This window comes from Qipengyuania algicola (assembly GCF_042492175.1).
In the GTDB taxonomy this organism is placed as follows: domain Bacteria; phylum Pseudomonadota; class Alphaproteobacteria; order Sphingomonadales; family Sphingomonadaceae; genus CAJXSN01.
On the sequence record NZ_CP170453.1, the window covers coordinates 1,167,720 to 1,189,681 of the forward strand.

General features: G+C 62.2%; 28 protein-coding genes. 16 read left to right on the top strand and 12 right to left on the bottom strand.

The genetic code is table 11. From position 1 onward, the window contains the following. Positions 1-93 precede the first annotated feature (93 nt). Genes ACFCW2_RS05570 through ACFCW2_RS05580 form a run of 3 tightly spaced genes read left to right on the top strand, consistent with a single transcriptional unit; the run spans position 94 to position 2,782 of the window. Positions 94-792: a dienelactone hydrolase family protein gene (locus ACFCW2_RS05570; RefSeq protein WP_379548636.1), complete on the top strand. Its 699-nt coding sequence runs from the start codon at positions 94-96 to the stop codon at positions 790-792. A 17-nt stretch (positions 793-809) separates the two neighbouring features. Further along, complete coding sequence (locus ACFCW2_RS05575; protein WP_379548933.1) at positions 810-2,387, top strand: FMN-binding glutamate synthase family protein; 1,578 nt, start codon at positions 810-812, stop codon at positions 2,385-2,387. Next, complete coding sequence (locus tag ACFCW2_RS05580; protein ID WP_379548637.1) at positions 2,384-2,782, top strand: nuclear transport factor 2 family protein; 399 nt, start codon at positions 2,384-2,386, stop codon at positions 2,780-2,782. The genes ACFCW2_RS05575 and ACFCW2_RS05580 overlap by 4 nt, the downstream gene beginning before the upstream one ends. A 10-nt stretch (positions 2,783-2,792) precedes the next feature. On the opposite strand, the gene ACFCW2_RS05585 is transcribed toward ACFCW2_RS05580, so the two are convergent. From ACFCW2_RS05585 to hemE, 4 genes are all read right to left on the bottom strand, one after another. Beyond that, positions 2,793-3,191, bottom strand: a complete 399-nt coding sequence (locus tag ACFCW2_RS05585; protein ID WP_379548638.1) for a BLUF domain-containing protein — start codon at positions 3,189-3,191, stop codon at positions 2,793-2,795. 74 nt (positions 3,192-3,265) lie between these two features. After that, a complete protein-coding gene (gene rho / locus ACFCW2_RS05590) occupies positions 3,266-4,531 on the bottom strand; it encodes a transcription termination factor Rho (protein WP_379548639.1) in 1,266 nt (421 codons plus the stop codon). 186 nt (positions 4,532-4,717) lie between these two features. Further along, the gene (locus tag ACFCW2_RS05595; RefSeq protein WP_379548640.1) at positions 4,718-5,161 is read right to left on the bottom strand and encodes a CopD family protein; all 444 of its coding nucleotides are present in this window, start codon (positions 5,159-5,161) and stop codon (positions 4,718-4,720) included. Between the two features lie 63 nt (positions 5,162-5,224). Next, positions 5,225-6,250 carry a uroporphyrinogen decarboxylase gene (gene hemE / locus ACFCW2_RS05600; RefSeq protein ID WP_379548641.1) on the bottom strand — a complete coding sequence of 342 codons (1,026 nt, stop codon included), beginning with the start codon at positions 6,248-6,250 and terminating at the stop codon, positions 5,225-5,227. A gap of 354 nt (positions 6,251-6,604) precedes the next feature. Between hemE and ACFCW2_RS05605 the strand changes: the two genes are divergently transcribed. The 9 genes from ACFCW2_RS05605 (at position 6,605) to ACFCW2_RS05645 (ending at position 12,622) form a co-directional block, all read left to right on the top strand. Next, positions 6,605-7,441 (top strand): pyruvate, water dikinase regulatory protein, encoded by an 837-nt coding sequence (locus ACFCW2_RS05605; protein WP_379548934.1) that lies wholly within the window; start codon positions 6,605-6,607, stop codon positions 7,439-7,441. After that, positions 7,438-8,031 carry a Maf family protein gene (locus tag ACFCW2_RS05610; protein ID WP_379548642.1) on the top strand — a complete coding sequence of 198 codons (594 nt, stop codon included), beginning with the start codon at positions 7,438-7,440 and terminating at the stop codon, positions 8,029-8,031. The genes ACFCW2_RS05605 and ACFCW2_RS05610 overlap by 4 nt, the downstream gene beginning before the upstream one ends. Next, a complete protein-coding gene (locus ACFCW2_RS05615) occupies positions 8,028-8,885 on the top strand; it encodes a shikimate dehydrogenase family protein (RefSeq protein WP_379548643.1) in 858 nt (285 codons plus the stop codon). The genes ACFCW2_RS05610 and ACFCW2_RS05615 overlap by 4 nt, the downstream gene beginning before the upstream one ends. Next, complete coding sequence (gene coaE / locus ACFCW2_RS05620; protein WP_379548644.1) at positions 8,882-9,475, top strand: dephospho-CoA kinase; 594 nt, start codon at positions 8,882-8,884, stop codon at positions 9,473-9,475. The genes ACFCW2_RS05615 and coaE overlap by 4 nt, the downstream gene beginning before the upstream one ends. Positions 9,476-9,528: 53 nt before the next feature. Next, positions 9,529-10,218, top strand: coding sequence for a DNA polymerase III subunit epsilon (gene dnaQ / locus ACFCW2_RS05625; protein ID WP_379548645.1), 690 nt, complete (start codon positions 9,529-9,531; stop codon positions 10,216-10,218). An 82-nt stretch (positions 10,219-10,300) separates the two neighbouring features. Further along, on the top strand, positions 10,301-10,873 hold the full coding sequence (gene hpf / locus ACFCW2_RS05630; RefSeq protein ID WP_379548646.1) for a ribosome hibernation-promoting factor, HPF/YfiA family: 573 nt from the start codon (positions 10,301-10,303) through the stop codon (positions 10,871-10,873). A gap of 51 nt (positions 10,874-10,924) precedes the next feature. Then, positions 10,925-11,413 (top strand): PaaI family thioesterase, encoded by a 489-nt coding sequence (locus tag ACFCW2_RS05635; RefSeq protein ID WP_379548647.1) that lies wholly within the window; start codon positions 10,925-10,927, stop codon positions 11,411-11,413. Continuing rightward, positions 11,406-11,750, top strand: a complete 345-nt coding sequence (locus ACFCW2_RS05640) for a DUF1491 family protein (RefSeq protein WP_379548648.1) — start codon at positions 11,406-11,408, stop codon at positions 11,748-11,750. The genes ACFCW2_RS05635 and ACFCW2_RS05640 overlap by 8 nt, the downstream gene beginning before the upstream one ends. Positions 11,751-11,947: 197 nt before the next feature. Then, the gene (locus ACFCW2_RS05645; RefSeq protein ID WP_379548649.1) at positions 11,948-12,622 is read left to right on the top strand and encodes a cell wall hydrolase; all 675 of its coding nucleotides are present in this window, start codon (positions 11,948-11,950) and stop codon (positions 12,620-12,622) included. Positions 12,623-12,704: 82 nt separating this feature from the next. On the opposite strand, the gene xth is transcribed toward ACFCW2_RS05645, so the two are convergent. The 3 genes from xth to ACFCW2_RS05660 are packed head-to-tail and all read right to left on the bottom strand — an operon-like array spanning position 12,705 to position 14,354. Beyond that, complete coding sequence (xth, locus tag ACFCW2_RS05650; protein ID WP_379548650.1) at positions 12,705-13,493, bottom strand: exodeoxyribonuclease III; 789 nt, start codon at positions 13,491-13,493, stop codon at positions 12,705-12,707. A gap of 54 nt (positions 13,494-13,547) precedes the next feature. Then, positions 13,548-13,877, bottom strand: coding sequence for a HesB/IscA family protein (locus ACFCW2_RS05655; protein WP_379548651.1), 330 nt, complete (start codon positions 13,875-13,877; stop codon positions 13,548-13,550). A gap of 45 nt (positions 13,878-13,922) precedes the next feature. Beyond that, positions 13,923-14,354, bottom strand: a complete 432-nt coding sequence (locus tag ACFCW2_RS05660) for a CBS domain-containing protein (protein WP_379548652.1) — start codon at positions 14,352-14,354, stop codon at positions 13,923-13,925. Positions 14,355-14,455: 101 nt separating this feature from the next. On the opposite strand from ACFCW2_RS05660, the gene ACFCW2_RS05665 reads away from it, so the two are divergent. Then, on the top strand, positions 14,456-14,755 hold the full coding sequence (locus ACFCW2_RS05665; RefSeq protein WP_379548653.1) for a hypothetical protein: 300 nt from the start codon (positions 14,456-14,458) through the stop codon (positions 14,753-14,755). On the opposite strand, the gene ACFCW2_RS05670 is transcribed toward ACFCW2_RS05665, so the two are convergent. The 4 genes from ACFCW2_RS05670 to ACFCW2_RS05685 are packed head-to-tail and all read right to left on the bottom strand — an operon-like array spanning position 14,752 to position 17,752. After that, a complete protein-coding gene (locus tag ACFCW2_RS05670; RefSeq protein ID WP_379548654.1) occupies positions 14,752-15,135 on the bottom strand; it encodes a (2Fe-2S) ferredoxin domain-containing protein in 384 nt (127 codons plus the stop codon). The genes ACFCW2_RS05665 and ACFCW2_RS05670 overlap by 4 nt on opposite strands. Before the next feature lie 44 nt (positions 15,136-15,179). Continuing rightward, entirely contained in the window at positions 15,180-15,686 is a 507-nt protein-coding gene (locus tag ACFCW2_RS05675; RefSeq protein WP_379548655.1) for a DUF2497 domain-containing protein, read from the bottom strand. 5 nt (positions 15,687-15,691) lie between these two features. Next, positions 15,692-17,170, bottom strand: a complete 1,479-nt coding sequence (locus ACFCW2_RS05680; RefSeq protein WP_379548656.1) for a TolC family outer membrane protein — start codon at positions 17,168-17,170, stop codon at positions 15,692-15,694. 3 nt (positions 17,171-17,173) lie between these two features. Further along, a complete protein-coding gene (locus tag ACFCW2_RS05685; protein ID WP_379548657.1) occupies positions 17,174-17,752 on the bottom strand; it encodes a protein-L-isoaspartate O-methyltransferase family protein in 579 nt (192 codons plus the stop codon). A 143-nt stretch (positions 17,753-17,895) separates the two neighbouring features. Between ACFCW2_RS05685 and ACFCW2_RS05690 the strand changes: the two genes are divergently transcribed. The 3 genes from ACFCW2_RS05690 (at position 17,896) to ACFCW2_RS05700 (ending at position 21,518) form a co-directional block, all read left to right on the top strand. After that, positions 17,896-19,422 (top strand): fumarate hydratase, encoded by a 1,527-nt coding sequence (locus ACFCW2_RS05690; protein WP_379548658.1) that lies wholly within the window; start codon positions 17,896-17,898, stop codon positions 19,420-19,422. Positions 19,423-19,518: 96 nt separating this feature from the next. Beyond that, positions 19,519-20,760, top strand: coding sequence for a sensor histidine kinase (locus ACFCW2_RS05695; RefSeq protein WP_379548659.1), 1,242 nt, complete (start codon positions 19,519-19,521; stop codon positions 20,758-20,760). Further along, the gene (locus tag ACFCW2_RS05700) at positions 20,757-21,518 is read left to right on the top strand and encodes a LytR/AlgR family response regulator transcription factor (protein WP_379548660.1); all 762 of its coding nucleotides are present in this window, start codon (positions 20,757-20,759) and stop codon (positions 21,516-21,518) included. Before ACFCW2_RS05695 ends, ACFCW2_RS05700 begins: the two co-directional genes overlap by 4 nt. Positions 21,519-21,651: 133 nt before the next feature. Here ACFCW2_RS05700 and ACFCW2_RS05705 read toward each other — a convergent pair whose 3' ends face one another. Beyond that, entirely contained in the window at positions 21,652-21,960 is a 309-nt protein-coding gene (locus ACFCW2_RS05705; protein WP_379548661.1) for a UrcA family protein, read from the bottom strand. Positions 21,961-21,962: the final 2 nt, after the last annotated feature.

Below are 21,962 nucleotides of genomic sequence, written 5' to 3' on the forward strand. Positions count from 1 at the left end.
ATTTCTGTGACCCGTTTATTGGGTTGGCGGGAACGCTTTAGCAAGCGATACCCGCCCCATATGCCCTGACACACCGATCAAGGAGTTTCCGTGATGACCAGCACCGTTTCCATTCCAACCCTGTCGGGAGGGGACGAATTCTCCGCCTATGTCGCGCGGCCTGCCGGTGACGCCAAAGCCGCAATTATCGTAATTCAGGAGATATTCGGGGTGAATGCCGGAATCCGACGCAAATGCGATCTGCTGGCGGAGCAAGGCTATCTGGCAGTCGCGCCAGACCTGTTCTGGCAACTGGAGCGCGGCATCGAGCTCGATCCCGATGTGGAGCCGGAATTCAAGCGCGCGCTCGATCTGATGGGCCAGTTCGATCCCGACGGGGGCGTGCGCGATATCGAGGCCGCGATCCGCTGGGCGCGCTCAGAAACCGGCGGCAAAAAAGTCGGCGCGGTCGGTTACTGTCTTGGCGGGAAGCTGGCCTATATGACAGCGGCGCGGACCGACAGCGATGCCAGTGTGGGCTATTACGCGGTGGGCGTTCCGGACATGCTCGGCGAGGCGAAGGCAATCGCGAACCCGCTCATGCTCCACATCCCCGAAGAAGACGGCTTTGTGGACAAGGCCGCGCAAAAGGCCATGCATGACGGGCTGGACGATCACCCCAAGGTAACGCTCCACGATTATCCCGGTCTCGACCACGGCTTTGCCACCCAGTTCGGTGATCGCCGCGACGACGCCGGAGCGACCCTTGCCGACGAACGCACCGATGCGTTTTTCGCGCAGCATCTCGGCTGAGGCGGCGCATGTCCGAAATGATCCCGTGGCGCTATGTCACCCCGCTTACCCTGCTGGCGCTTTGCGGATTGGCTCTCTGGCTTTGGCCGTGGGGCCTGATCGTCGCCGCCCCGCTCGCACTGCTTGCCGTGTGGGATTTCTTCCAATCGGATCATACCCTTAGGCGGAATTACCCGCTCGCCGCCCGCATCCGCTGGATCATGGAAGATTTGCGCCCCTTCGCGCAGTCCTATCTGGTCGAAGGCGATCTGGAAGGCCGCCCTTTCAGCCATCAGGCCCGCGCCCTGATCTATGCCCGCGCCAAGGGCGATCTCGACGCGCATCCGATGGGCACCGAGCTGGATGTTTACTCGGACGAATATGAATGGATGAGCCACTCCATCGCCCCCGATGCCAGCGCACCTGAGGAATGGCGGCTCGACATCGGCGCGGGCACCTGCGCCAAACCCTATTCCTCCTCTCTGCTCAACATCTCGGCGATGAGCTTCGGATCACTGTCGGCCCGTGCAATCGAGGCGCTCAACGCCGGCGCGGCGATGGGCAATTTCGCCCACAACACCGGCGAGGGCAGCATCAGCAAATACCATCGCGGACCGGGCGGTGATCTGATCTGGGAGCTGGGCAGCGGCTATTTCGGCTGCCGGGCAAAGGATGGCACATTCGATCCCGCCCAGTTCATCGACAATTCCGCCTCCGATCAGGTCAAGATGATTGAGGTGAAACTCAGCCAGGGGGCAAAGCCGGGTCATGGCGGAGTCTTGCCCGGCGAAAAAGTCACCGAAGAAATCGCCGAAGCACGCGGTGTTCCTGTCGGGGAGACCGTTACCTCTCCCGCCGCCCATTCGGCATTCTCGACCCCCATCGAGATGCTCGAATGGCTCACGAAACTGCGCGAATTGTCGGGCGGCAAGCCGGTCGGTATAAAGCTGTGCGTCGGCCAGCCGCATGAATTGATGGCGGTGGGCAAGGCGATGTTGGAAACAGGCCTTCACCCTGATTTCATTACGGTGGACGGGGCGGAAGGCGGCACGGGCGCAGCCCCGCTGGAGCTGTCGAACAGCGTCGGCATGCCGCTGCGCGAAGGGCAGATCTGGGTGCGCAATATGCTGGTCGGCACAGGCTTCAAGGAGCGGGTCAAGATCGCCGCTTCAGGCAAGATTCACTCCGGGGCGCAAATGGCCAAAGCCTTCGCGATTGGCGCTGACTGGTGCAACGCGGCGCGGCCCTTCATGTTTTCACTGGGATGCATTCAATCGATGCAATGCCATACCGGCCACTGCCCGACCGGCGTCGCAACCCAGATCGCGTGGCGACAGGAGGGCTTGGTTGTCGAGGACAAGGCCCCCCGCGTTGCCCGTTTCCAACGCCAGACGCTGCATTCTCTGCGCGAAATTACCGTCGCGATGGGGCTGGATAATCCATGGGCCATCGAACCGCGCGACATGCGCGAGAGGATCAATGGCGCCCGCTCCGATGCTATCGACCGCGTCTATTCCTTCGTCGAGCCGGGTTCGCTTGCACAGGACCCGGACAGCACCAAGCTTGCCCATCACTGGCACGCCGCGCGGGCCGACAGCTTCAGGAGAGCCGCATGACCACGACACACGACGCCCTCGCCGAATGGCACCAACTCGCCACTGCGCCCAATCCCGAACGACTGTCCAAGCTCGTCCACAAAAACGCGGTTTTCCACTCGCCGGTTGTTCACACTCCGCAAGCGGGGCGCGAACTGGTTGTCGCCTATCTTTCGGCCGCCGCCCAGACACTGGGGAGCCAGGACTTTCGCTATGAACGCGAACTAGTCGACGGGCAGAACGTGATGCTGGAATTCACCTGCAGCATGGACGGAGTGCATGTGAACGGGATCGACCTCATCCGCTTCGACGAGGATGGAAAGATCATCGATTTCAAGGTGATGGTGCGGCCACTCAAAGCCGTCAACAAGGTATGGGAATCGATGGCCGCCCAGCTTGAGCGGCAAAAGGCGTAACGCCCTTCCCTCAGCCCGCCGGCGCTTCGAGAAATTCCGTGACGATCTCCATGATCCCATCCGCTTCCGGCTTGCCTGCCAGATTGGCCCGGATCGCTTCCATTGCGGGAACGTCGGCGAAGGTAATCAGGCGCTTCATTTCCCAATCCGAGAAAAGCCGTTCTCGCGCGGCTTCACGATTGAGTATTTCAATGGAGTGATGGCGCGGGTCGCGATTGAGGTCTTCGATCAGTTCCTCGATCTTGCCGGCCGGCCCCTCGATCATCTGCAGGAAGCGGTCTTCGTCATAGAGCAAAAATCCGGTGATTTCGCGCGCCGAATTCCGCCGGGCTGAGGTTTCGACAATGTCGAACACATCACGGGCCCCGACATTTTCGCCCGCTCTGCTGCGATAGATCAGTCTTTCCAAGATCCTATCCGTCTTTCCCTGACGCTTTCTCTGCGCTCGTCACAAGTCCCGAACCCGGGAGAATTGCTCCCGGTTTACTGGTTCATCGTATCGAAGAAATCTTCGTTGGTCTTGGAATCCTTCATCTTGTCGAGGAGGAATTCCATCGCGTCGATGGTGCCCATCTGCATCAGGATACGGCGCAGGACCCACATCTTCGAAAGCTTGTCCTTCTCGACCAGCAGTTCTTCCTTGCGCGTGCCTGACTTGCCGACATCGAGCGCCGGGAAGATACGCTTGTCGGCAACCTTGCGGTCGAGCACGATTTCGCTGTTACCGGTGCCCTTGAATTCCTCGAAGATAACCTCGTCCATCCGGCTGCCGGTATCGATCAGCGCCGTGGCGATGATCGACAGCGAGCCGCCTTCCTCGATGTTCCGCGCCGCACCGAAGAATCGCTTGGGGCGCTGCAGTGCATTGGCATCGACACCGCCGGTCAGCACCTTACCGGAACTGGGGACGACGGTGTTGTAGGCGCGGCCTAGGCGGGTGATTGAATCGAGCAGGATCACGACATCGCGCTTGTGCTCGACCAGACGTTTCGCTTTCTCGATCACCATTTCGGCAACCTGCACGTGGCGGGTGGCTGGCTCGTCGAAGGTGGAGGAAATCACCTCGCCCTTCACGCTGCGCTGCATGTCCGTGACTTCTTCCGGGCGTTCGTCCACCAGCAGGACCAGCAGGAACACTTCAGGATGGTTGTCGGTAATCGCCTTCGCAATGTTCTGCAGCAGCACGGTTTTACCGGTGCGCGGCGGCGCGACAATCAAGGCGCGCTGGCCTTTGCCCTGCGGCGAAATGATGTCGATCACGCGGGCGGATTTGTCGACCACAGTGGGGTCGAGCGTATCGAGTGACAGCTTCTCTTCCGGATAAAGCGGCGTGAGGTTGTCGAAATTGGTCCGCATCCGGACCGCGTCGGGATCTTCGTAATTGACGCTGGTCAGCTTGGTCAGGGCGAAATAGCGCTCGCCTTCCTTCGGCGCGCGAATTTCGCCTTCGACGGTGTCACCGGTGCGCAGGCCCGATTTGCGGACCTGATTGGGCGAGACGTAAATATCGTCGGGCCCGGCAAGATAGCTCGCCTCGGGGCTGCGCAGGAAGCCGAAGCCATCCTGCAGCACTTCGATCGTGCCGATGCCCATGATCTTTTCGTTGTAGTCTTCGTCTTCCGCCAGTTCGCGCAGGATGCAGAACATCAGGTCCTGGCGGCGCATGGTCGATGCGCCTTCGACGTCGAGTTCTTCCGCCATCTTGACCAGATCGGCCGGCGCTTTCAGTTTCAAGTCTTTGAGATGCATTGGTATTTCCGTATTCTGGTATTTCGTAGAAAGGCCGGCACTTCCATTGGGCTTGGAGAAAGCGGGAAGCGGTGGGAGGGCGCGGTGCGTGCCTCGCGAACCGATAGCCGGTTGATGGATTGGGAATTAGGCGCGCGGCGTCCCGCCGTCAATCGCCAGAATTGCGCCGGTTGCTTTCGGCAAGGCTCAGAACGGTTTGACAATCACCAGCACCACCACCAGCACTGTGATGATCGCAGGAACCTCGCCCCACAGCCGCAGGGCCTTTTCGCTCAGGGGCCGTTCGCCCCGCGCCATGGCCTTCGCCTTCGCACTGATAAATCCGTGATAGCCCGACAGCGCCAGGACCAGCAGCAATTTTACATGGAACCAGCCCTGCGTGTGCGCGCCGATGGCCGACATCAACAGCAAACCCAGCACCCAGACCACAATGATGCTCGGGATCAGGATAACGCGCTTGAGAGTCTGCGTGCGCTTTGCCCACAGCGCTTCTTCCTCGGACCCGGCAGCAGAGGCGTGCATATACAGCATCTGGCGGGGCAGGATGAACAGGCCCGCCATCCAGAAGATCACGAAAATGATGTGACCGGCCTTCAGCCAAGCCTGAAGGAAGATAAGAGTTTCCTGCATGGTGTTAATCTAGGGGCTTCTTACTGAATCGTCACCCCCTCCCCGCATTAATCGCTGCGTTTGTTAACCGCGCCAGCCCCGGACAGCAGCCACCAATGCCTCGACATTCTCGATTGGCGTGAACTGGCCAATCCCATGGCCCAGATTGAACACATGCGGCCGTTCCCGCAACGTTTCCATAATGGTCACAGCGCGGGCTGTGATCGCTTCGGGTGTGCTCATCAGGATCAGCGGATCGAGATTGCCCTGCACCGGCATACCGGCGGGCAGGACCGTATCGGCCCAGGCCGGATCGACCGTCTCATCGAGACCGATCGCATCGACGCCGGTCTCGCGCGCATAATCGGCCAGCTTCTCGCCTGAACCTTTCGGGAAGCCGATGATCGGTGTGTCGGGATGCAGCGCTTTCAGGCCTTCGACAATCCGCGCATTGGGCGCGATGACCCATTTTTCGAACTGGTCGGGAGCAAGGCTGCCAGCCCAGCTATCGAACAATTGCACCGCTTCGGCCCCGGCCTTGATCTGGCCCGACAAATACCCGACTGAGCTTTCGATAATCGCGTCAACAATTTCCTGCATCGCAACAGGATCTCGGTAGGCCATTTCGCGGGTTGCATGCTGATCGCGGCTGCCCTCGCCCGCCACCATATAGGTCGCGACGGTCCACGGGCTGCCTGCAAAGCCCAGCATGGTCGTCTCAGGGCCCAAAGCAGCGCTGACCTTGGCCACGGTCCGGTAAATCGCGTCAAAGCGCTCTGGCACCGCTTCCAGGCTGCTGAGCGCATGATCCACCAGCGTGGGCGAGAGCTTGGGACCTTCCCCTGCCAGAAATTCCAGCTTCTGACCCAGCGCATGGGGCACGATCAGAATGTCGGAAAACAGGATCGCCCCGTCGAACCCGAACCGCCGGATCGGCTGCAAGGTCACCTCGCACGCTGCATCGCTGTCATAGACGAGATCGAGAAACCCGCCCTTCTCTGCCCTGAGAGCCCGATATTCGGGCAGATACCGCCCGGCCTGACGCATCAGCCAAAGCGGGGTTTCCTCGGTGCGCTGGCCGCGCATGGTTTCAAGCAAAATTCCGGGCATCGAGGGATGAGTCCAATCAATATAATATTATTAATAGAATCTGATGTTGTATGTTGGCCCTGTGGAAAGCGGGGACACAGGGTTCCTGCCCGAATTCTCACCAGTTTTCCAGCCGCTCGTGGCTAAGCGACTCGGCAGCGTCGTTGAGTCAATCGAAAGCTGTGCACACTGTCCGCGCGCTGTCGACAAGCCAGCGTTCCTGCCCACAACCCCTCCGATGAAAACCAAGGTAGCGGGGGCGGAATCCCATCCCCCGCTTGTCCGCCAATTGCTCCCGTGGTTTATGCGGGCACTTGTCCACACCCCCTGATCCCCTCGGGAGAAGGGCATCCCTCAATGGAAAGGCACCCGTCTCTGTCACGCATTCATCTCCATCTGCTGTCCGATTCCACCGGCGAAACACTGGAGATGATCGCCAAGGCGGCGCTCGCCCAGTTCGAAACCGCCGATGTCGTGCGGCATTTCTGGCCGATGGTGCGCAGCCGTGCGCATCTCGACCGGATTGTGCCGGAACTCGCGGCCAGTCCCGGCCTGGTGCTCTATACGCTGGTCAATGCCGATACGCGAAAACGGCTGGAGGAAAGCTGCCGACAAATGTCTCTGCCCGCTGTGGACGCGCTGGAGACGGTGACCGTCGCGCTGGAAGCGCAGCTGGGCGAGGAAGCGCATGGCCGCCCGGGTCGCCAGCACCGGATGGATGCGGCCTATTTCGAGCGAGTCGAGGCGATCCAGTTCACCATAGCCCATGATGACGGGATTGCGCATGAGAACTGGGAACAGGCGGATATTCTGCTCGCCGGGGTATCGCGCAGTTCGAAAACGCCGACCAGCATCTATCTCGCCAATCGCGGATACAAGGTGGCGAATATCCCGCTGGTGGTGGAAAGCCCGCCGCCCCCTGCCCTGTATGAATTGAAAGGACCGACCATTGTCGGACTGACGACTGCGCCCGAACGGCTGGTCCAGATCCGGCGCAATCGCCTGCTGACGCTGAACGAGCGGGAGCAGACCGATTACATCGATAACGAGCGGGTGAAAAAGGAAGTGCAGTTCGCCCGGCGTCTGTTCTCGGACAACAACTGGCCGGTGATCGACGTGACGCGCCGCTCGATCGAGGAAACGGCGGCGGCAATCATTCGAATCCACAATGAACGCCAGCGCAGGGTCAAACCCGGCGAGAAGCCGATATGAGCGGCACTCTCATTCTCGCGTCGAAAAGCGCGTCGCGTCGCGCCATGCTGGACGATGCCGGTGTTGCGCACGAATGCATGCCCGCCAATGTCGACGAACGCGGGCTGGAAGCGGAAATGGCGGGGGCTGATCCTGCCGAGATTGCGCAGGCGCTGGCCGCTGCCAAGGCTGCAGCAGTTTCGGCGGAGCAGCCGGAACGGTGGGTCCTGGGAAGCGATTCGCTGGTTGAGGTAGAAGGCCGCCGGTTCGACAAACCGCAAACCCGCGAACAGGCGGCGGAGCATCTGCGCTTCTTTTCCGGCAAGCCGATGCGTCTGCACAGTGCGGCGGCTCTCGCGCAGGACGGCGCGATCGACTGGGTCGCACCCAGCATGGCGACCTTGCATGTGCGCGCTTTGACGCACGATTTTATCGAGCATTATCTGGATGCCGAATGGCCTGCGGTCAGCCATTGCGTCGGCGTGTTCCGGATCGAAGCGCGCGGCGTGCAATTGTTCGAGAAGATTATCGGCGAGCATTTCACGGTGCTGGGCATGCCGCTCCTCCCGGTGCTGGGCGCGCTGCGGGAACGGGGCCTGCTGGACACATGAGCACGCCCTACGCCGAAGTGATCGGCGATCCGATCAGCCAATCCAAATCGCCTGACATTCATGGCTTCTGGCTGGGTGAGCTGGGTCTGGCGTCGGATTATCGCGCGACCCGTGTGCAGGATGGGGAGTTGCCGGATTATCTGTCCGGCCGCCGGGGCGATCCCGATTGGCTGGGATGCAATGTCACCATGCCGCACAAGCAGACGATCATTCCCTTGCTTGACCGCCTGCATCCCCTGGCCAAGCGTGTTGGTGCGGTGAATACTGTGGTGCGCGCCGGAGATGGCGCGCTTGTAGGCTACAACACCGATGTCGCCGGATTTCTCGAGCCGTTGCAGAGCATGTTGGCCGACAAACACCTGTTCCGCATGGCGCGCATTCTCGGCACGGGCGGGGCAGCGCGGGCGATCATCGCGGGACTGGCGCAGGAAGGCTTCACTCTGGTGATTGCGGGTCGCAATCCGGCGAAGGCGCGCGCTTTGCTCGACGAGCTGGCTCCCGATGGCGAGCACCACACGCCCCCGCTCGATCACTTTGCCACCGAAACCGATTTCGCATTCGACGACCGCGAGGGCTGCTGCGATCTGATCGTCAACGCGTCGCCGCTGGGCATGCGCGGACAGCCGCCGCTCGCTTTCGATTTCAGCCACGCGCCGCCCGGCTCGATTGTCTACGATATCGTCACCGATCCGCTCGACACTCCGCTTCTGAAGGACGCCCGCGCCGCCGGATTGCACACCGTGGACGGCCTCTCGATGCTGATCGGGCAGGCCGCGGCGGCGTTCGAGAAATTCTTCGGCGTCCCCGCCCCGCGCGGCAGCGACGACCGCTTGCGTGAAAGGCTGATGCAATGACAAAGCCCCTGATCCTCGGCCTAACCGGTTCCATCGGTATGGGTAAATCGACCGTCGCGCAGATGTTTGTCGATCTGGGCATTCCGATGTTCGATGCCGATGCCGAGGTTCGCCGTCTGCAGGGGCCGGGCGGAGCCTTGCTGCCCGACATCGAAGCCGCGTTTCCCGGTTCGACCGGCCCTGACGGGGTGGACCGCGATGCGCTGGGCACTCTGGTGTTCAACAATCCGGAGAAGCTCGCTGTGCTGGAGGGGATTGTGCATCCCGCCGTGGCCAAGGTGCGGGCCGAATTCATGGAGGCGCATAGGGATGCGCCGATGGTGTTGTTCGACATCCCGCTCCTGTTCGAGAAAGGCGGATTTACGGCGGTCGATCACATCGTGGTCGTGTCCGCACCGGCCGAGACCCAGCGCGAACGTGTGCTGGCCCGTCCGGACATGACCGTGGAAAAATTCGAGAAAATTCTGGGGCTTCAGGTACCGGACGCCGAAAAACGCGAACGCGCCGACACGGTGATCGACACCGGCCAGTCGCTGGAGGCGACGCGCGCCGAGGTTGAAGCCCTAGTGGCACGCCTTTCTGCGAACTGAGTGCGCCAGACCCCCTTGCCAGCCGCACATCTTGGGCCGATAGTCTGTGTCACATGCGTGAAATAGTATTCGACACAGAAACCACCGGACTCGACCCGAAAAAGGGCGACCGAATGGTTGAAATCGGTTGCGTCGAGATGATCAACCGGATGCCTACCGGCGAAACCTTCCACGCCTATTACAACCCGGAACGCGACATGCCGGCAGAGGCCGAGGCGGTGCACGGTCTGTCGGCGCAGTTTCTTTCGGACAAGCCTCTGTTTGCCGACGGCGCGCAGGCTTTGCTCGATTTTCTCGGCGATGCGCCGCTGGTCGCCCACAATGCCAGCTTCGATTTCGGCTTTCTCAATGGAGAGCTCACGCTGTGCGGGCGCGAGATCATCGATCTGGACCGGATGGTCGATACCGTCACCATGGCCCGGCGCAAATTTCCCGGGGCAAAGGTCTCGCTCGACGCATTGTGCACCCGCTTCGGCGTGGATCGCAGCCACCGTGTGAAGCACGGCGCGCTGCTCGATGCCGAATTGCTGGCGCAGGTCTATGTCGAGCTGACCGGCGGCCGCCAGATCGGGCTGGAGTTGGCGGCGGAAGAGGTTAGCGCCGAAGCACAGCCATCGCGGATCGCCGCACGCGCCGTCAATCGCGAGGTCCGCCCTCCCCGCCCGCATTCGGCCAGCGAGGAGGAATTGTCCCGCCACCGATCGTTTCTCGAACAAATGGAAAAGCCTCTCTGGGCAGGCTGACGAGATATGAATCTCAAGATTCGGGCGAACCGTCCCGGATCAGCCCCGGCAAAAAAGACAAGACAAGCAAGGAGTGCCCACCATGGATATTCGCGTTTCAGGTCATCAGGTCGAAACCGGCGCCGCGCTGCAGGATCACGCGCGCGACCGGATGGAGTCCATGGTCGAGAAGTATTTCAGCCGGGCCATCTCCTCGCATGTCACCTTCGGCAAGGCCGGGGCCGGCGCGTTTTCCTGCGATATCGTCCTGCATGTGATGCAGGGCCTGATCCTGAAAGGTCATGCCGAGGCGCATGACGCGCACCAATCGTGCGACAAGGCGGCAGAGAAGATCGAGAAGCAGCTGCGTCGCTACAAGCGCCGTCTGAAGGACCGCCACGAGCAGGCGGATCACGCGATTCAGCAGGAAGAAGCAGCGTACCGGGTCTTCGCCACGGCAGAGCCCGACGAGGTCGAGGAAGAAGTTGGCGAGGATGGTCCGCTGATTGTAGCGGAAACGAAAGTCGACATCCCGGAGTCCTCGGTGGCCGATGCGGTGATGATGCTCGATCTGCGGGACACCGCCGCAATGTTCTTCAAGAATGCGGGAACCGGGCGGCACAATATGGTCTATCGCCGCCGCGACGGATCGGTGGGATGGGTCGAACCGCATTAAGCGCATCGGGTTTGAACGGCGTTTTGACGACAATGCAGAGGTCTATGTCCGATGGCGGATGAAAACCCGGATCGACTTCAGAGTGGAGCACAGTCGCATTTTCGCGCGCTGGAGCGGCTTTACAGCTCCGCGCCGGTGAACCGGCTGTTCGAATCCACGCTGGCGATCGAGAAGGAGGGCCATGCGCGGCTGGTGTTCCAGGTTGCGCCGCAATCCTATCACGCGGCGGGCGCGGCGCACGGGACGATCTATTTCAAGATGCTGGACGACGCGGCCTTTTATGCCGCCAACACCATGGTCAGCGACCGGTTCCTCCTGACGACTTCGTTCAACCTGCATTTTACCAAGCCCGTACGCGAGGGCGAGGTGGTGGCCGAAGGGCGCTGGGTCAGTGGAAGGCGCCGCGTGCTGGTGGCGGAATCGCGGCTGGTCGATGCCGAAGGCGACGAGATCGGACGCGGGACCGGCACTTTCATGCGCTCACACATCCCGCTGGCCGGATTGGCGGGATACGACCCCGCAAAATCGCCTGATGAGTGATTCGCGGCTCCCCGCTCATTTGGAAATCGGGGCGATACGGCGGCTGATAGAGGCGCAGGGCGGGTTTGCGAGTGTCCTGTTCAAAGGCGAACGCGACGCCGGGACGATCATGCTTTTAACCATAGAAAATGGCACAAGCGCGCAACTTTACGAAAGGATGCCGCAGATGGACGGGTCACGGCAATGGACCCTTTCTCTGCCAAAAGGTATTGAAACTTATAGGGAGTTTTCCGAATATTGCCGGAAAAGACACGCTTCCGATCCCGACCTCTGGATTCTGGAGGCAGACATCGCTGATCCGGCACGCTTCATCGAAAGCCTGTCTGCGTTAAGTTGACTTAAACGCCCGTCGGCCTACTTGGCCGCCATCTTCTGACAGCGCAGGCGTTTCGTTCCGGGCATTTCGGCTCGCGAGATAGCACGCAGACGGGGAGTGGCCGGCAGGCCAAAACAGACCAACCCAACAATTGCATATAACGCAAACAGGTCTTCGCCTGCGCCAGTGCTCGCTCACCGCTCAAAGATGACAGTTTCATGAGTCGCAAGACCCACAAGATTTCCCTCGCCGCAATCGCGGCTGGTATGGTTCTAACCTTCGCAGCCGTCGAAGGTTCCGGCGCAAACGCCGAAGACGCAGAACAGGTACAGGTGCAGACACCTGTCGCTCTGGTCGACGAAACGGTTCCCGTTTTCGTGGCCGAGGAAGTGGTTCAGCCGCTTCCCGAAATTACCGAAGAAGAAGAGGCCGAGGCCGAGCCCGAAGTTCAGGAGCCCGCCCCTACTCCATCTGCCGGCTCCCTGCGCGAGATGATCGCCAAGGTAGAGGCACCCGCCACGCTGAGCGGCGAGCTCGAATGCTTGGCTGGTGCTGTCTATTTCGAATCGCGCGGTGAGCCGATCGACGGCCAGCTGGCTGTCGCGCAGGTCGTGATCAACCGCGCCGATGCGCGCGCATTCCCGTCCAGCTATTGCGGCGTCGTTTATCAGCGTGCGCAGTTCTCTTTCGTGAAGAATGGCCGGATGCCCCGCATCAACCGTGGTTCGTCCGCGTGGGTCAAGGCCAAGAAGATCGCCACCATCGCCCACCGCGGGCTGTGGGAAAGCCAAGCCGACGACTCGCTCTATTTCCACGCGAAATATGTCAGCCCGCGCTGGGCCCGCGTGAAATCGCGCCGCGCGACGATCAACACGCACATTTTTTACCGCTAACCCCAAGGGGGCAGATCGCCTCCGGGTCGCAAGAAGGGCCGCTGGTTCCAGATGGGACCAGCGGCCCTTTTCGCGTCAGGACCTAAGAGTCCGCCAATTCGACCCAGACGGGCGCGTGATCGCTGGCCTTTTCCCGGCCGCGATGCTCCTTGTCGACGCCAGCAGAGATCAACCGGTCGGCAAGCTCTGGGGAGAGCAGGCAGTGGTCGATCCGAAACCCGTGATCGCGCTGCCACGCGCCGCGCTGGTAGTCCCAATAGGTCCACACTCCGCCGCGCGGATTGAGCGTGCCCAGCGCATCGGTCCACCCGTCGGCCAGCAGCCGCATATAGGCGTCGCGCGATTCCGGCTGGGTCAGCGCATCATCGGCCATCGCGCGCACCGAAAAGGTGTCCTTCGCTTCCGGGATGACATTGAAATCGCCCAGCACGATGGCGGGTGTCTCGCTGTCCCACAGGGTTTGCATCCGCGCCCGAAGGCGCTTCATCCAGCGCAGTTTGTAATCGAATTTTGGCCCCGGCTGCGGGTTGCCATTGGGCAGATACAGATTGGCAATCCGCACGCCGTTCACTTCTGCTTCCAGATAACGGGATTGCTCGTCGGCCTCGTCATCATCGCTCAAGAGCGGCAGACCGCGCATGGTTTCGACCGGCTCGACACCGTCCGCCAGAATGGCAACGCCGTTGAAACTCTTCTGGCCGTGCCAGATCGCCTTGTAGCCAATCTTCTCGAATGCGTCGGCGGGGAAGCCCTCGTCCTGCGTCTTTATTTCCTGCAGGCAGGCGACGGTGGGCCGGGTTTCTTCCAGCCATTCCAGCAGACGCGGCAGCCGCGCCTTGATCCCGTTGATGTTGAATGTGGCAATGCGCATGGCGCGCCTAATGCCCGATGCGGGGCCCTCCGGTAAACCGAAATCCCGCCTGACTTAAACCCCAAACGAGGATCCGCAGCCGCAGCCCGCCGCGGCCATCGGGTTCTCGACCTTGAACGCCGCTCCGCCGAGCGACTCGACGTAGTCGACAGTGCTGCCGGCCACCAGATCGAGGCTGACCGGATCAATCACCAGCCGCGCATCGGCGGTTTCGCTGGTCAGATCATCCGCATCCGGCCCGTCGGCCAGTTCGAACTTGTATTGAAAGCCGGAGCAACCGCCCCCTTCGACAGACAGGCGCAGGATCGCCGGTTTGCCCTGCTTGTCGGCAATCCAGGCAATGCGCGATGCGGCGGCTTCGGTGAGTTGAGGTGTCTCGGCCATTGGCTTTATGTAGGGACCTCGGCTGGCGTCCTCAACCACTTCCCTTCAAGCGGTCTGGATATAGGACCGCATGGATTCCGCATCGCGCTCCACCTCGTCCATCCGCGTCTTCACCAGATCGCCGATCGACACGAAGCCGATCAGCCCGCCCCCTTCCACCACCGGCAGGTGCCGGATGCGCCGCCTGGTCATCAGATCGAGCGCATCGTCGATTTTGTCGGTCCGCGTGACGGTGATCGCGGGCGACGTCATGACCTCGGAGACGGGACGGTCGAGGCACAGCGCCCCTTCGCTCGCCAGCCGGTAAATCACGTCGCGCTCGGAGAAAATGCCCACCACGGCCCCGCCATCGACAATCGGCAGCGCGCCAATGCGCTTTCCGGCAAGCAAGCCTACCGCCTCGCGGACAGGTATCGCGGGATCGCATGTCAGGATATCGCTCGCATCGCGGTGCTGGATGATTCGCTCAATTGTCATGGACGTCTCCTTTCCCTCGTCGTCAGAAGATGCCACGAAGCGGGACAAATGGCGAATCCGGCGGTTGACGCAGGGCGCTCCGCCGAAAAGGAAGGGATGCAATGACCCCGAAATCGCCTTTAGAGGATCCGGAAACGGCAGCCTATGCGTGGGCCCGCTATCGCCGCATCATGCGGTTTATGTTTCTGATCACCGTGGGTGTGGTCGCGATTGCCGTGGCGCTTCTTTACACCCGTGAAGGCGACATTTCGGTCCATTTCTACATTGCGGTCGCGCTGGGGATTGGTTTCACCATGCTGCTGGGCAGCGCGCTGATGGGCCTGGTGTTCCTGTCTAATGGCACGGGCCATGACGAAGCGATCGACGACCGGTTCGAAGAAGAGCGCAAGCGCAACAGTTAAGCCGTGTCTTCGGCCTGTTTGAGCCGAAACTCCTCCACCGGCACGCCGCCGATCAGATGCTCCTGAAGGATGCGCTCCAGCACGGCTTCGGTGCAGGAATGGTACCAGACATTGCCCGGCTGGACGACGGCGATGGGCCCCGCCGCGCAGATTTGCAGACAATCGGCCTTGGTCCGCTGAACGGTGCCCCCTCGGCCGACGAGACCCAGTTCCTTCATCCGGCGCTTGAGGTACTTCCACGCCCGCTCGCCCTCGTCACGGCGGCAGCATTTCTGCTTCTCCGAGACGGCGCAGAGGAAAATATGCCGCTCGATCCCGCCCGCGCCGATCTTGGCGAATGCGTTGACGGCCTTTTCCAGGCTTTCGGATCGATTGGTCATTCAGGTAGTGCTGGCAGAGGGGATGACGGAGGACGCTGGTCTGCTCAGCCCTTCTTACCGGCAATCCGGCTGATTTCGGCCTGCACCATTTTCTCGACCATTCCGGGCAGATTGGCATCAAGCCATTCGGCCAGCATGGGCCGCAGCATTTCGCGCACGAGTCCTTCGAGCGAGGTTTCGCCGCTGCGCACGATTTGCGGCGCAGCGGGCGGGGTAGCCATCATCGCCAGGGCGGCGAGATTATCGCGCATCGCCTCGCTCGCTGCATCGGTCAGCAGGGCATCGGCGTTTGCATCGAAGTCTTCGCCAGCCTCGACGTCACCCGATTCGACCAATTCTTCCTCGACCAGCTCGCCTTCCACCATGGCATCGTCCAGATCGAGCACTTCGTCGGCTTCTTCCTGAACGACCGGTTCGGGCGGGTCCTGCTCGTCGGCAGCGCGTTCACGGCGGACGCGGGCTTCGGCGGCCATGGCCCGGTTGTCGCGCGCGATAACCTTCTTGATGGATTCAAGAATCTCTTCGACCGATGATTCGCCCGGCTGAGGCATTGTGCTTATTCCCCCGTGTCGGCGGCTGGTTCAGCCATATCCGCAGTGGGTGAAACAATCGCATTCGCGGCCGGAATGTCAACGGTGCGTGTCGCCACCGGAACGGGATTTGGGTCACGCTGCCAATCCCACCACTGGCCCTGCACCCGTTCGAAATTGACGGCCGGATCATACAGCGCCCCGCCTTCCAGCCCGAGATCGCGTGCCTCGGCCAGACCCATCGCGGCGAGCAGGGTGAAACCGGCGACATAGGCGTTGCGCCGCGCGGTCACCAATTGCGTGCGCGAGACCAGCAATTCCTGCTCGGCATTCAGCACATCCAGCACAGTGCGGTTGCCGATCGAGTTTTCCGCCCGCACCCCTTCGAGGCTCAGCTCCGCCGCCGAAACCGCGGTGCGCGAGGAATCGATGATCGCCAGCGCCGCGCGGTAGCTGGCGAAGGAAGCGCGGACCTGCGCAATGACATTGCGCTCGGCGAGGATGATCTGCTCCAGCGCCGCCCCTTCGCGGGCCTGCGCCTGACGCTGCAGTGCGGCGGGACGACCGCCCTGATAGATCGGGATGGTGAATTGAACACCAGCATTGGCCGTCACTTCGCGCTGCGAAAACTGCGCCGAGGTGGGCCCACCCAGAGTGCCGAAAAAGTCCGAATAGTCGGCTCCGGTGAAGACATTCACCCGGGGCAGTCGGCTCGACCCGGCAACGCGCACATCGAGCCGCGCGGCATCGGCCCGCTCGCGCGCGGCGATCAGGTCGGGGTTCCGCTCCAGCGCCACATCCACGGCCATATCCGGATCGGTCGGCAAATTGGGCAGGGGCGGCGGGGGCTGCAGGGCGACCGGCGCTTGGCCGACTAGCCGGATATAGGTCTCGCGGGCGCCGATCAGGTTCGACTGCGCGCTGCGCAAATCGCCCTCGGCCAGCGCCAGACGCGACTGAGACTGGGCCACATCGGTGCGCGTCAGGTCGCCAATTTCGAACCGGTCGCCGGTTGCCTCGACATTGGTCGCCAGCACCTGCACCTGATTGACATTCAGGCCGACCAGCGCCTCGGCTTGCAGCACATCCATATAGGCGGCGACAACCTGGCTGAAGACGGAGCTTTCCGTCCCGCGCAAATCGGCCCGGCCTGCGGCGACCCGCTCCTCGGCGGCGAGAACCGAATTCTTGACCGCGCCGCCCTGATAGATCGGCACGGTCAGATCCGGCCCGACAGTCAGATTGCGCGAGGGGGCGGTGAAGCTGTTGGCCGAAGTGACGAGAAATTCGACATGCGTACCGGCAATCTGCGCGCTCGGGCGACCGGCGGCCTTCTCGATCGGTACGCCTTCATCGGTGGCGCGTTGCTGCGCCCGGGCGGCCTGCAATGTCGGATTGGTTTGATAGGCCTGCGCCAGCGCCTCGCGCAGCGTATCGGCATGCGCTGGCGTCGCCAGTAGCGAGCTGCCGAGCAGCAATCCTGCGAGGAGGCTGCGACCTGTCATTCGTTAAAAGCTCCATTCCTTCGCCCGGGCAAACATCGGGAACGCGGGCAGGGCAGTATCAGCCACCATGTCGAAGGCGATCCGGTCACCGGTGCGGCGGCCCACGGCCAGGCGGGAAACGCCGTTCTCTATTATACCGGCTACGATGCGCCCGGCAGGATCCAGCGTTTTCACCAGCGCCTTGGGCACATCGTCCAATGCGCCATCGACCAGCACCAGATCGAAATCCTTCTTGCGCGATTTGCCGCCGGCCAATGTCTGGGCGTCGAGGGTCTCGACCGAGGCGACTAGCGGGCGGAGCAATTCGGCCAGATATCCGGTGCCATGCTCGATCACCAGAGCGCGGTCGGCTGCTCTGGGCCGGGCTTCCATCAGCATCCGACCATGGGCCACTGGCGATGCGAGAAAGCGGCCGTCGCCCAGCGGCAGCGTGCGATCGACATAGGCGGTGTTTCTGATCGATTCCGGCACAAAATCTTCGCGCGGCACCGTCCCCATCCGTTCCAGAACGAAGGTTTCGTTGATGCCGCTGGTGCGCAGCTGGCTGTTGATCATGGCGCGTCGGGCGGATTCAAAATTCATAGGACCTCTGAAGGGTGTATTACAATAACAACACAGTAGGTCAATGCCATAGTATCAATGCCACCTGCTCGCCAAGTGCTTTGACCCCTAAGGCGACCTCGGCGTAAGGGGAGGCAGGTTCGACTGACAGGAGCATACCTTCGATGAGCGACATGGTGACGATTACGGAAAACGACCTCATCGAGAGCGTTTGCGACGCGCTGCAATATATCTCTTACTACCATCCGATGGACTACATCCGCGCTCTGGGCGAGGCGTATGAGGCGGAGCAGGGCGCGGCAGCGAAGGACGCAATTGCGCAAATTCTGACCAACAGCCGGATGTGCGCCGAGGGGCACCGGCCGATCTGTCAGGACACCGGCATCGTCAACGTGTTCGTCAAATGGGGGCAGGAATGCCGCCTCGACAGCAAGCGGGCGCTGCAGGATGTGGTCGATGAAGGCGTGCGGCAGGCTTACAATCACTCGGAGAACAAGCTGCGGGCGAGCATTCTCGCCGATCCGGCCTTCACCCGCCGCAACACGCGCGACAACACGCCTTGTGTGCTGAGCGTGGAGATGGTTCCGGGCAATACCGTCTCCATCGATGTGGCGGCCAAGGGCGGGGGCAGCGAGAACAAGTCGAAATTCAAGATGATGAATCCCAGCGACAATATCGTCGACTGGGTGGTGGAGCAGATTCCTTCCATGGGCGCGGGCTGGTGCCCGCCGGGGATGCTGGGCATCGGCATCGGCGGCACGGCGGAGCGTTGCGTCCAGCTGGCCAAGGAAAGCCTGATGGACCCGATCGATATGGGCCAGCTGAAGGCGCGCGGCGCCACGAGCGATATCGAACAACTGCGGATCGACATCTTTGATGCCGTCAACGCGCAAGGCGTGGGCGCACAAGGGCTGGGCGGGCTTTCCACCGTGCTCGATGTGAAAATCCACGACTGGCCGTGCCACGCAGCGGGCAAGCCGGTGGCGATGATCCCCAATTGCGCCGCCACCCGCCATGCGCATTTCACGCTGGATGGCAGCGGCCCTACCTATCTGGAGAAGCCCGATCTGGACCAGTGGCCCAAGGTCAACTGGCAACCCGACGCCTCGGCCAAGCGGGTCGATCTGGACGCTCTGACACAAGAGGAAGTGAACAGCTGGCAGCATGGTGACCGCCTGCTGCTGTCGGGCAAGATGCTGACCGGGCGCGATGCCGCGCATAAGCGCATTCAGGATATGCTGGACAAGGGCGAGGAGCTGCCGGTCGATTTCAGGGGCCGGGCGATCTATTATGTCGGCCCTGTCGATCCGGTGATGGGCGAAGTCGTCGGCCCCGCCGGCCCGACAACTGCCACGCGGATGGACCGCTTCACCGAAATGATGCTCGATCTCGGCCTGCTGGCGATGATCGGCAAGGCGGAGCGCGGGCATGACGCAGTCGATGTCATCAGCCGCTACAAAGTCGCCTATCTGATGGCGACGGGCGGGGCCGCCTATCTGGTCAGCCGGGCGATCAAGGAAAGCAAAGTCGTCGGCTTCGAGGATCTCGGCATGGAAGCGATCTACGAATTCACCGTCAAAGACATGCCGGTGACGGTGGCGGTGGATAGCGCGGGCAACAATGTCCACACGCTGGCTCCGGCGCAGTGGAAGAAGCGGATTGCCGAGGAGAATCTGCTGCCCACCGGCTGATTCGCTCTGAAAACGGCCTGAAGGACTTCGACAAAGGGGCTTGCCCGCTCGACCGCTGTTCTGGCGCTGGAGGGCTCTGTGGGGCTAGGGCGGGATATGTTTTCGCAAGCAGCCCTAGCGCCCGACACCACGGACCGCCTGTCGCCCCGCCTCGTGCTGGCCAGTATTGTCGGCCTATGGCTGTTCTATTTTGTGATGGTCACCCTGCGCGGCTCGATCCTCGGGCTGGAGCTGCAGGCCGAGATGATGTGGCGGCGCAGCCTGGTCAGCGTGGCGGGTGTCGCCGTCACCTGTGTCCTGTGGATGGTTCTCAGGCTCGTCGACAACCGCACGCTCGGCTGGAAGGTCGCTGTAGCGATGATTGCCGCGCTGCCCGCCTCGATCCTGATCGCGCAGATCAACCAGTGGGTGTTTGCGGATCTGGAAGGAAAGCTGGTCGAGAAAGTCGGCGAGCGTGAAGGCATCAAGCTGCGCAAGGACGAGGCGGGCAATGTTCTGATCGATATTCCCGGCGTTTCCGGTCAAGTTGACGAAACCTCGCCCGATGGCGAGCAGCGGGTCGAAACCGTCACGGTCACGCTCCAAAGCGCGCCCACCGGCTTCGACAAATGGCGTCAGATCAGCGACATCGCGCTGGGCCGCTATTTCCTCCTGATTGCGTGGGCCTCGCTCTATCTGGCGCTTCTCGCAGGCGCACAGGCGCGGGCGGCGGAGCGGCGGGAAGGCGAATTTCGCCGTGCGGCCAAGGCGGCCGAACTGCGCTCCCTGCGCTATCAGGTAAACCCGCATTTCCTGTTCAACACGCTCAATTCGCTGTCCTCGCTGGTGATGACGGGCCGGACCGAACGGGCCGAGGACATGATTCAGGCGATGAGCAATTTCTATCGCCATTCTCTGGCAGACGACACCACGGCGGACGTGCCGCTGGCCGACGAATTCGCCCTCCAGCGGCATTATCTGGATATCGAGGAAGCACGTTTTCCGGACCGGCTGGCGACCCGCTTCGATCTGCCCGCCGGGCTGGAAGAATGCCGGGTGCCGGGCATGATCCTCCAGCCGCTGGTCGAAAACTCGGTGAAATACGCCGTCGCCCCGGCCAAGCGCACCGCGACAATCGAAATCTCCGCCCGTGCCGAGGGTGGCACCATCATCTTGCGCGTTGCCGATGACGGATCGGGCCAGGGCGTCGATATCGGCGTTACGCCGGGATTCGGCATCGGCCTTGCGAATGTGCGCGACCGGCTGAAGGCCCGCTTCGGCGACCGCGTGACTGTGCGCTCCGGCCCCGAAGGCGATGGCTACGCGACCGAAATCACCCTGCCCAAGGATTGCCGATGACCGCCGCAACCGACTCCAGCGAAACGCCCATGCGCACATTGATCGTCGATGACGAGCCACTGGCCGTCGAGCGGATGCAGGTGATCTGCGCCAAGCTGGACAGTCTGGCAGTGGTCGGCACCGCCAATGACGGCGAAGCGGCCTTGCGCCTGTCCGAAGCTCTGCATCCTGATCTGGTGCTGCTCGACATGACCATGCCGGGGATGGACGGGCTGGAAGTCGCGCGCGGTCTGGCCACGGCCAGGGGCGACAACAGTCAGGGCCCGGCAGTGATCTTCGTGACCGCGCATGACCATTTCGCTGTCGAGGCGTTCGATTGCGATGCGGTCGATTATGTCCTGAAGCCTGTCGCCAAGGACCGTCTCGCCCGCGCGATCGACCGCGCATCCGAACGGCGCGGCGCCACGCGGGAAGCGGCGGAAAGCCAGTGGCTGCAGGAATTGTGGGTGCCGCACCGCTCTGAACTGATCCGGCTGGAAACCTCGCAAGTCAGCCGGGTGGATGCGGAGCGCGATTATGTCCGCCTGCATGTCGAGGACCGGTCCTATCTGCTCCTGCAGACGATTGCCGGGCTGGAGAAGAAGCTGGACCCGGCGCAATTCATCCGCATCCACCGCTCCACCATCCTGCGCAAGGACGGCATTCGGGGCTTACGCCATGACGGGCTGGGTGTATGGTCGGTCGAGCTCGACAATGGCGACGCCTTGCGGATCGGGCGGACCTATCTGTCCAAGGTGAAGGCGATGGCCGGGCGCTAAGCGGCAGCTGATCGAGCCACTCGCCCGATATTTTTCCGAAAGCAAAAAAGAACCCGGGCCGGGGACTGAGTCCGGCCCGGGAGGGGCAGCCTTACAGGGGAGCTAGGCCGCGAGAGTGGGGGTGTGCCGCGGCTCAGCCGGTGCGCTGGTCCTGCTCGACCGCGAGGGCGAAGGCCTGTGCAGCGCTGGCCCGCGCCTTGCTGACGCAGCGCCGTGCTTCGGCGGTTGCCAGAGCGCCGTTCGCCGGAGCGGACGAAAACTGGCAAACCTTGCGGGCGGCCGCGTTGATCCGGCGATCCAGTGTCTTCTGGCCCTCGACCGTGGCGAGGTTCAGGTCGGCATGCTGGACGACGATTGATCCTGCCGGGGCGGGCGATCCTGCCGAGGCGGGAGCGGCGAGAACAGCAGCGGCTGCGGCGATGGTAACAAAAACGGTCTTCATTA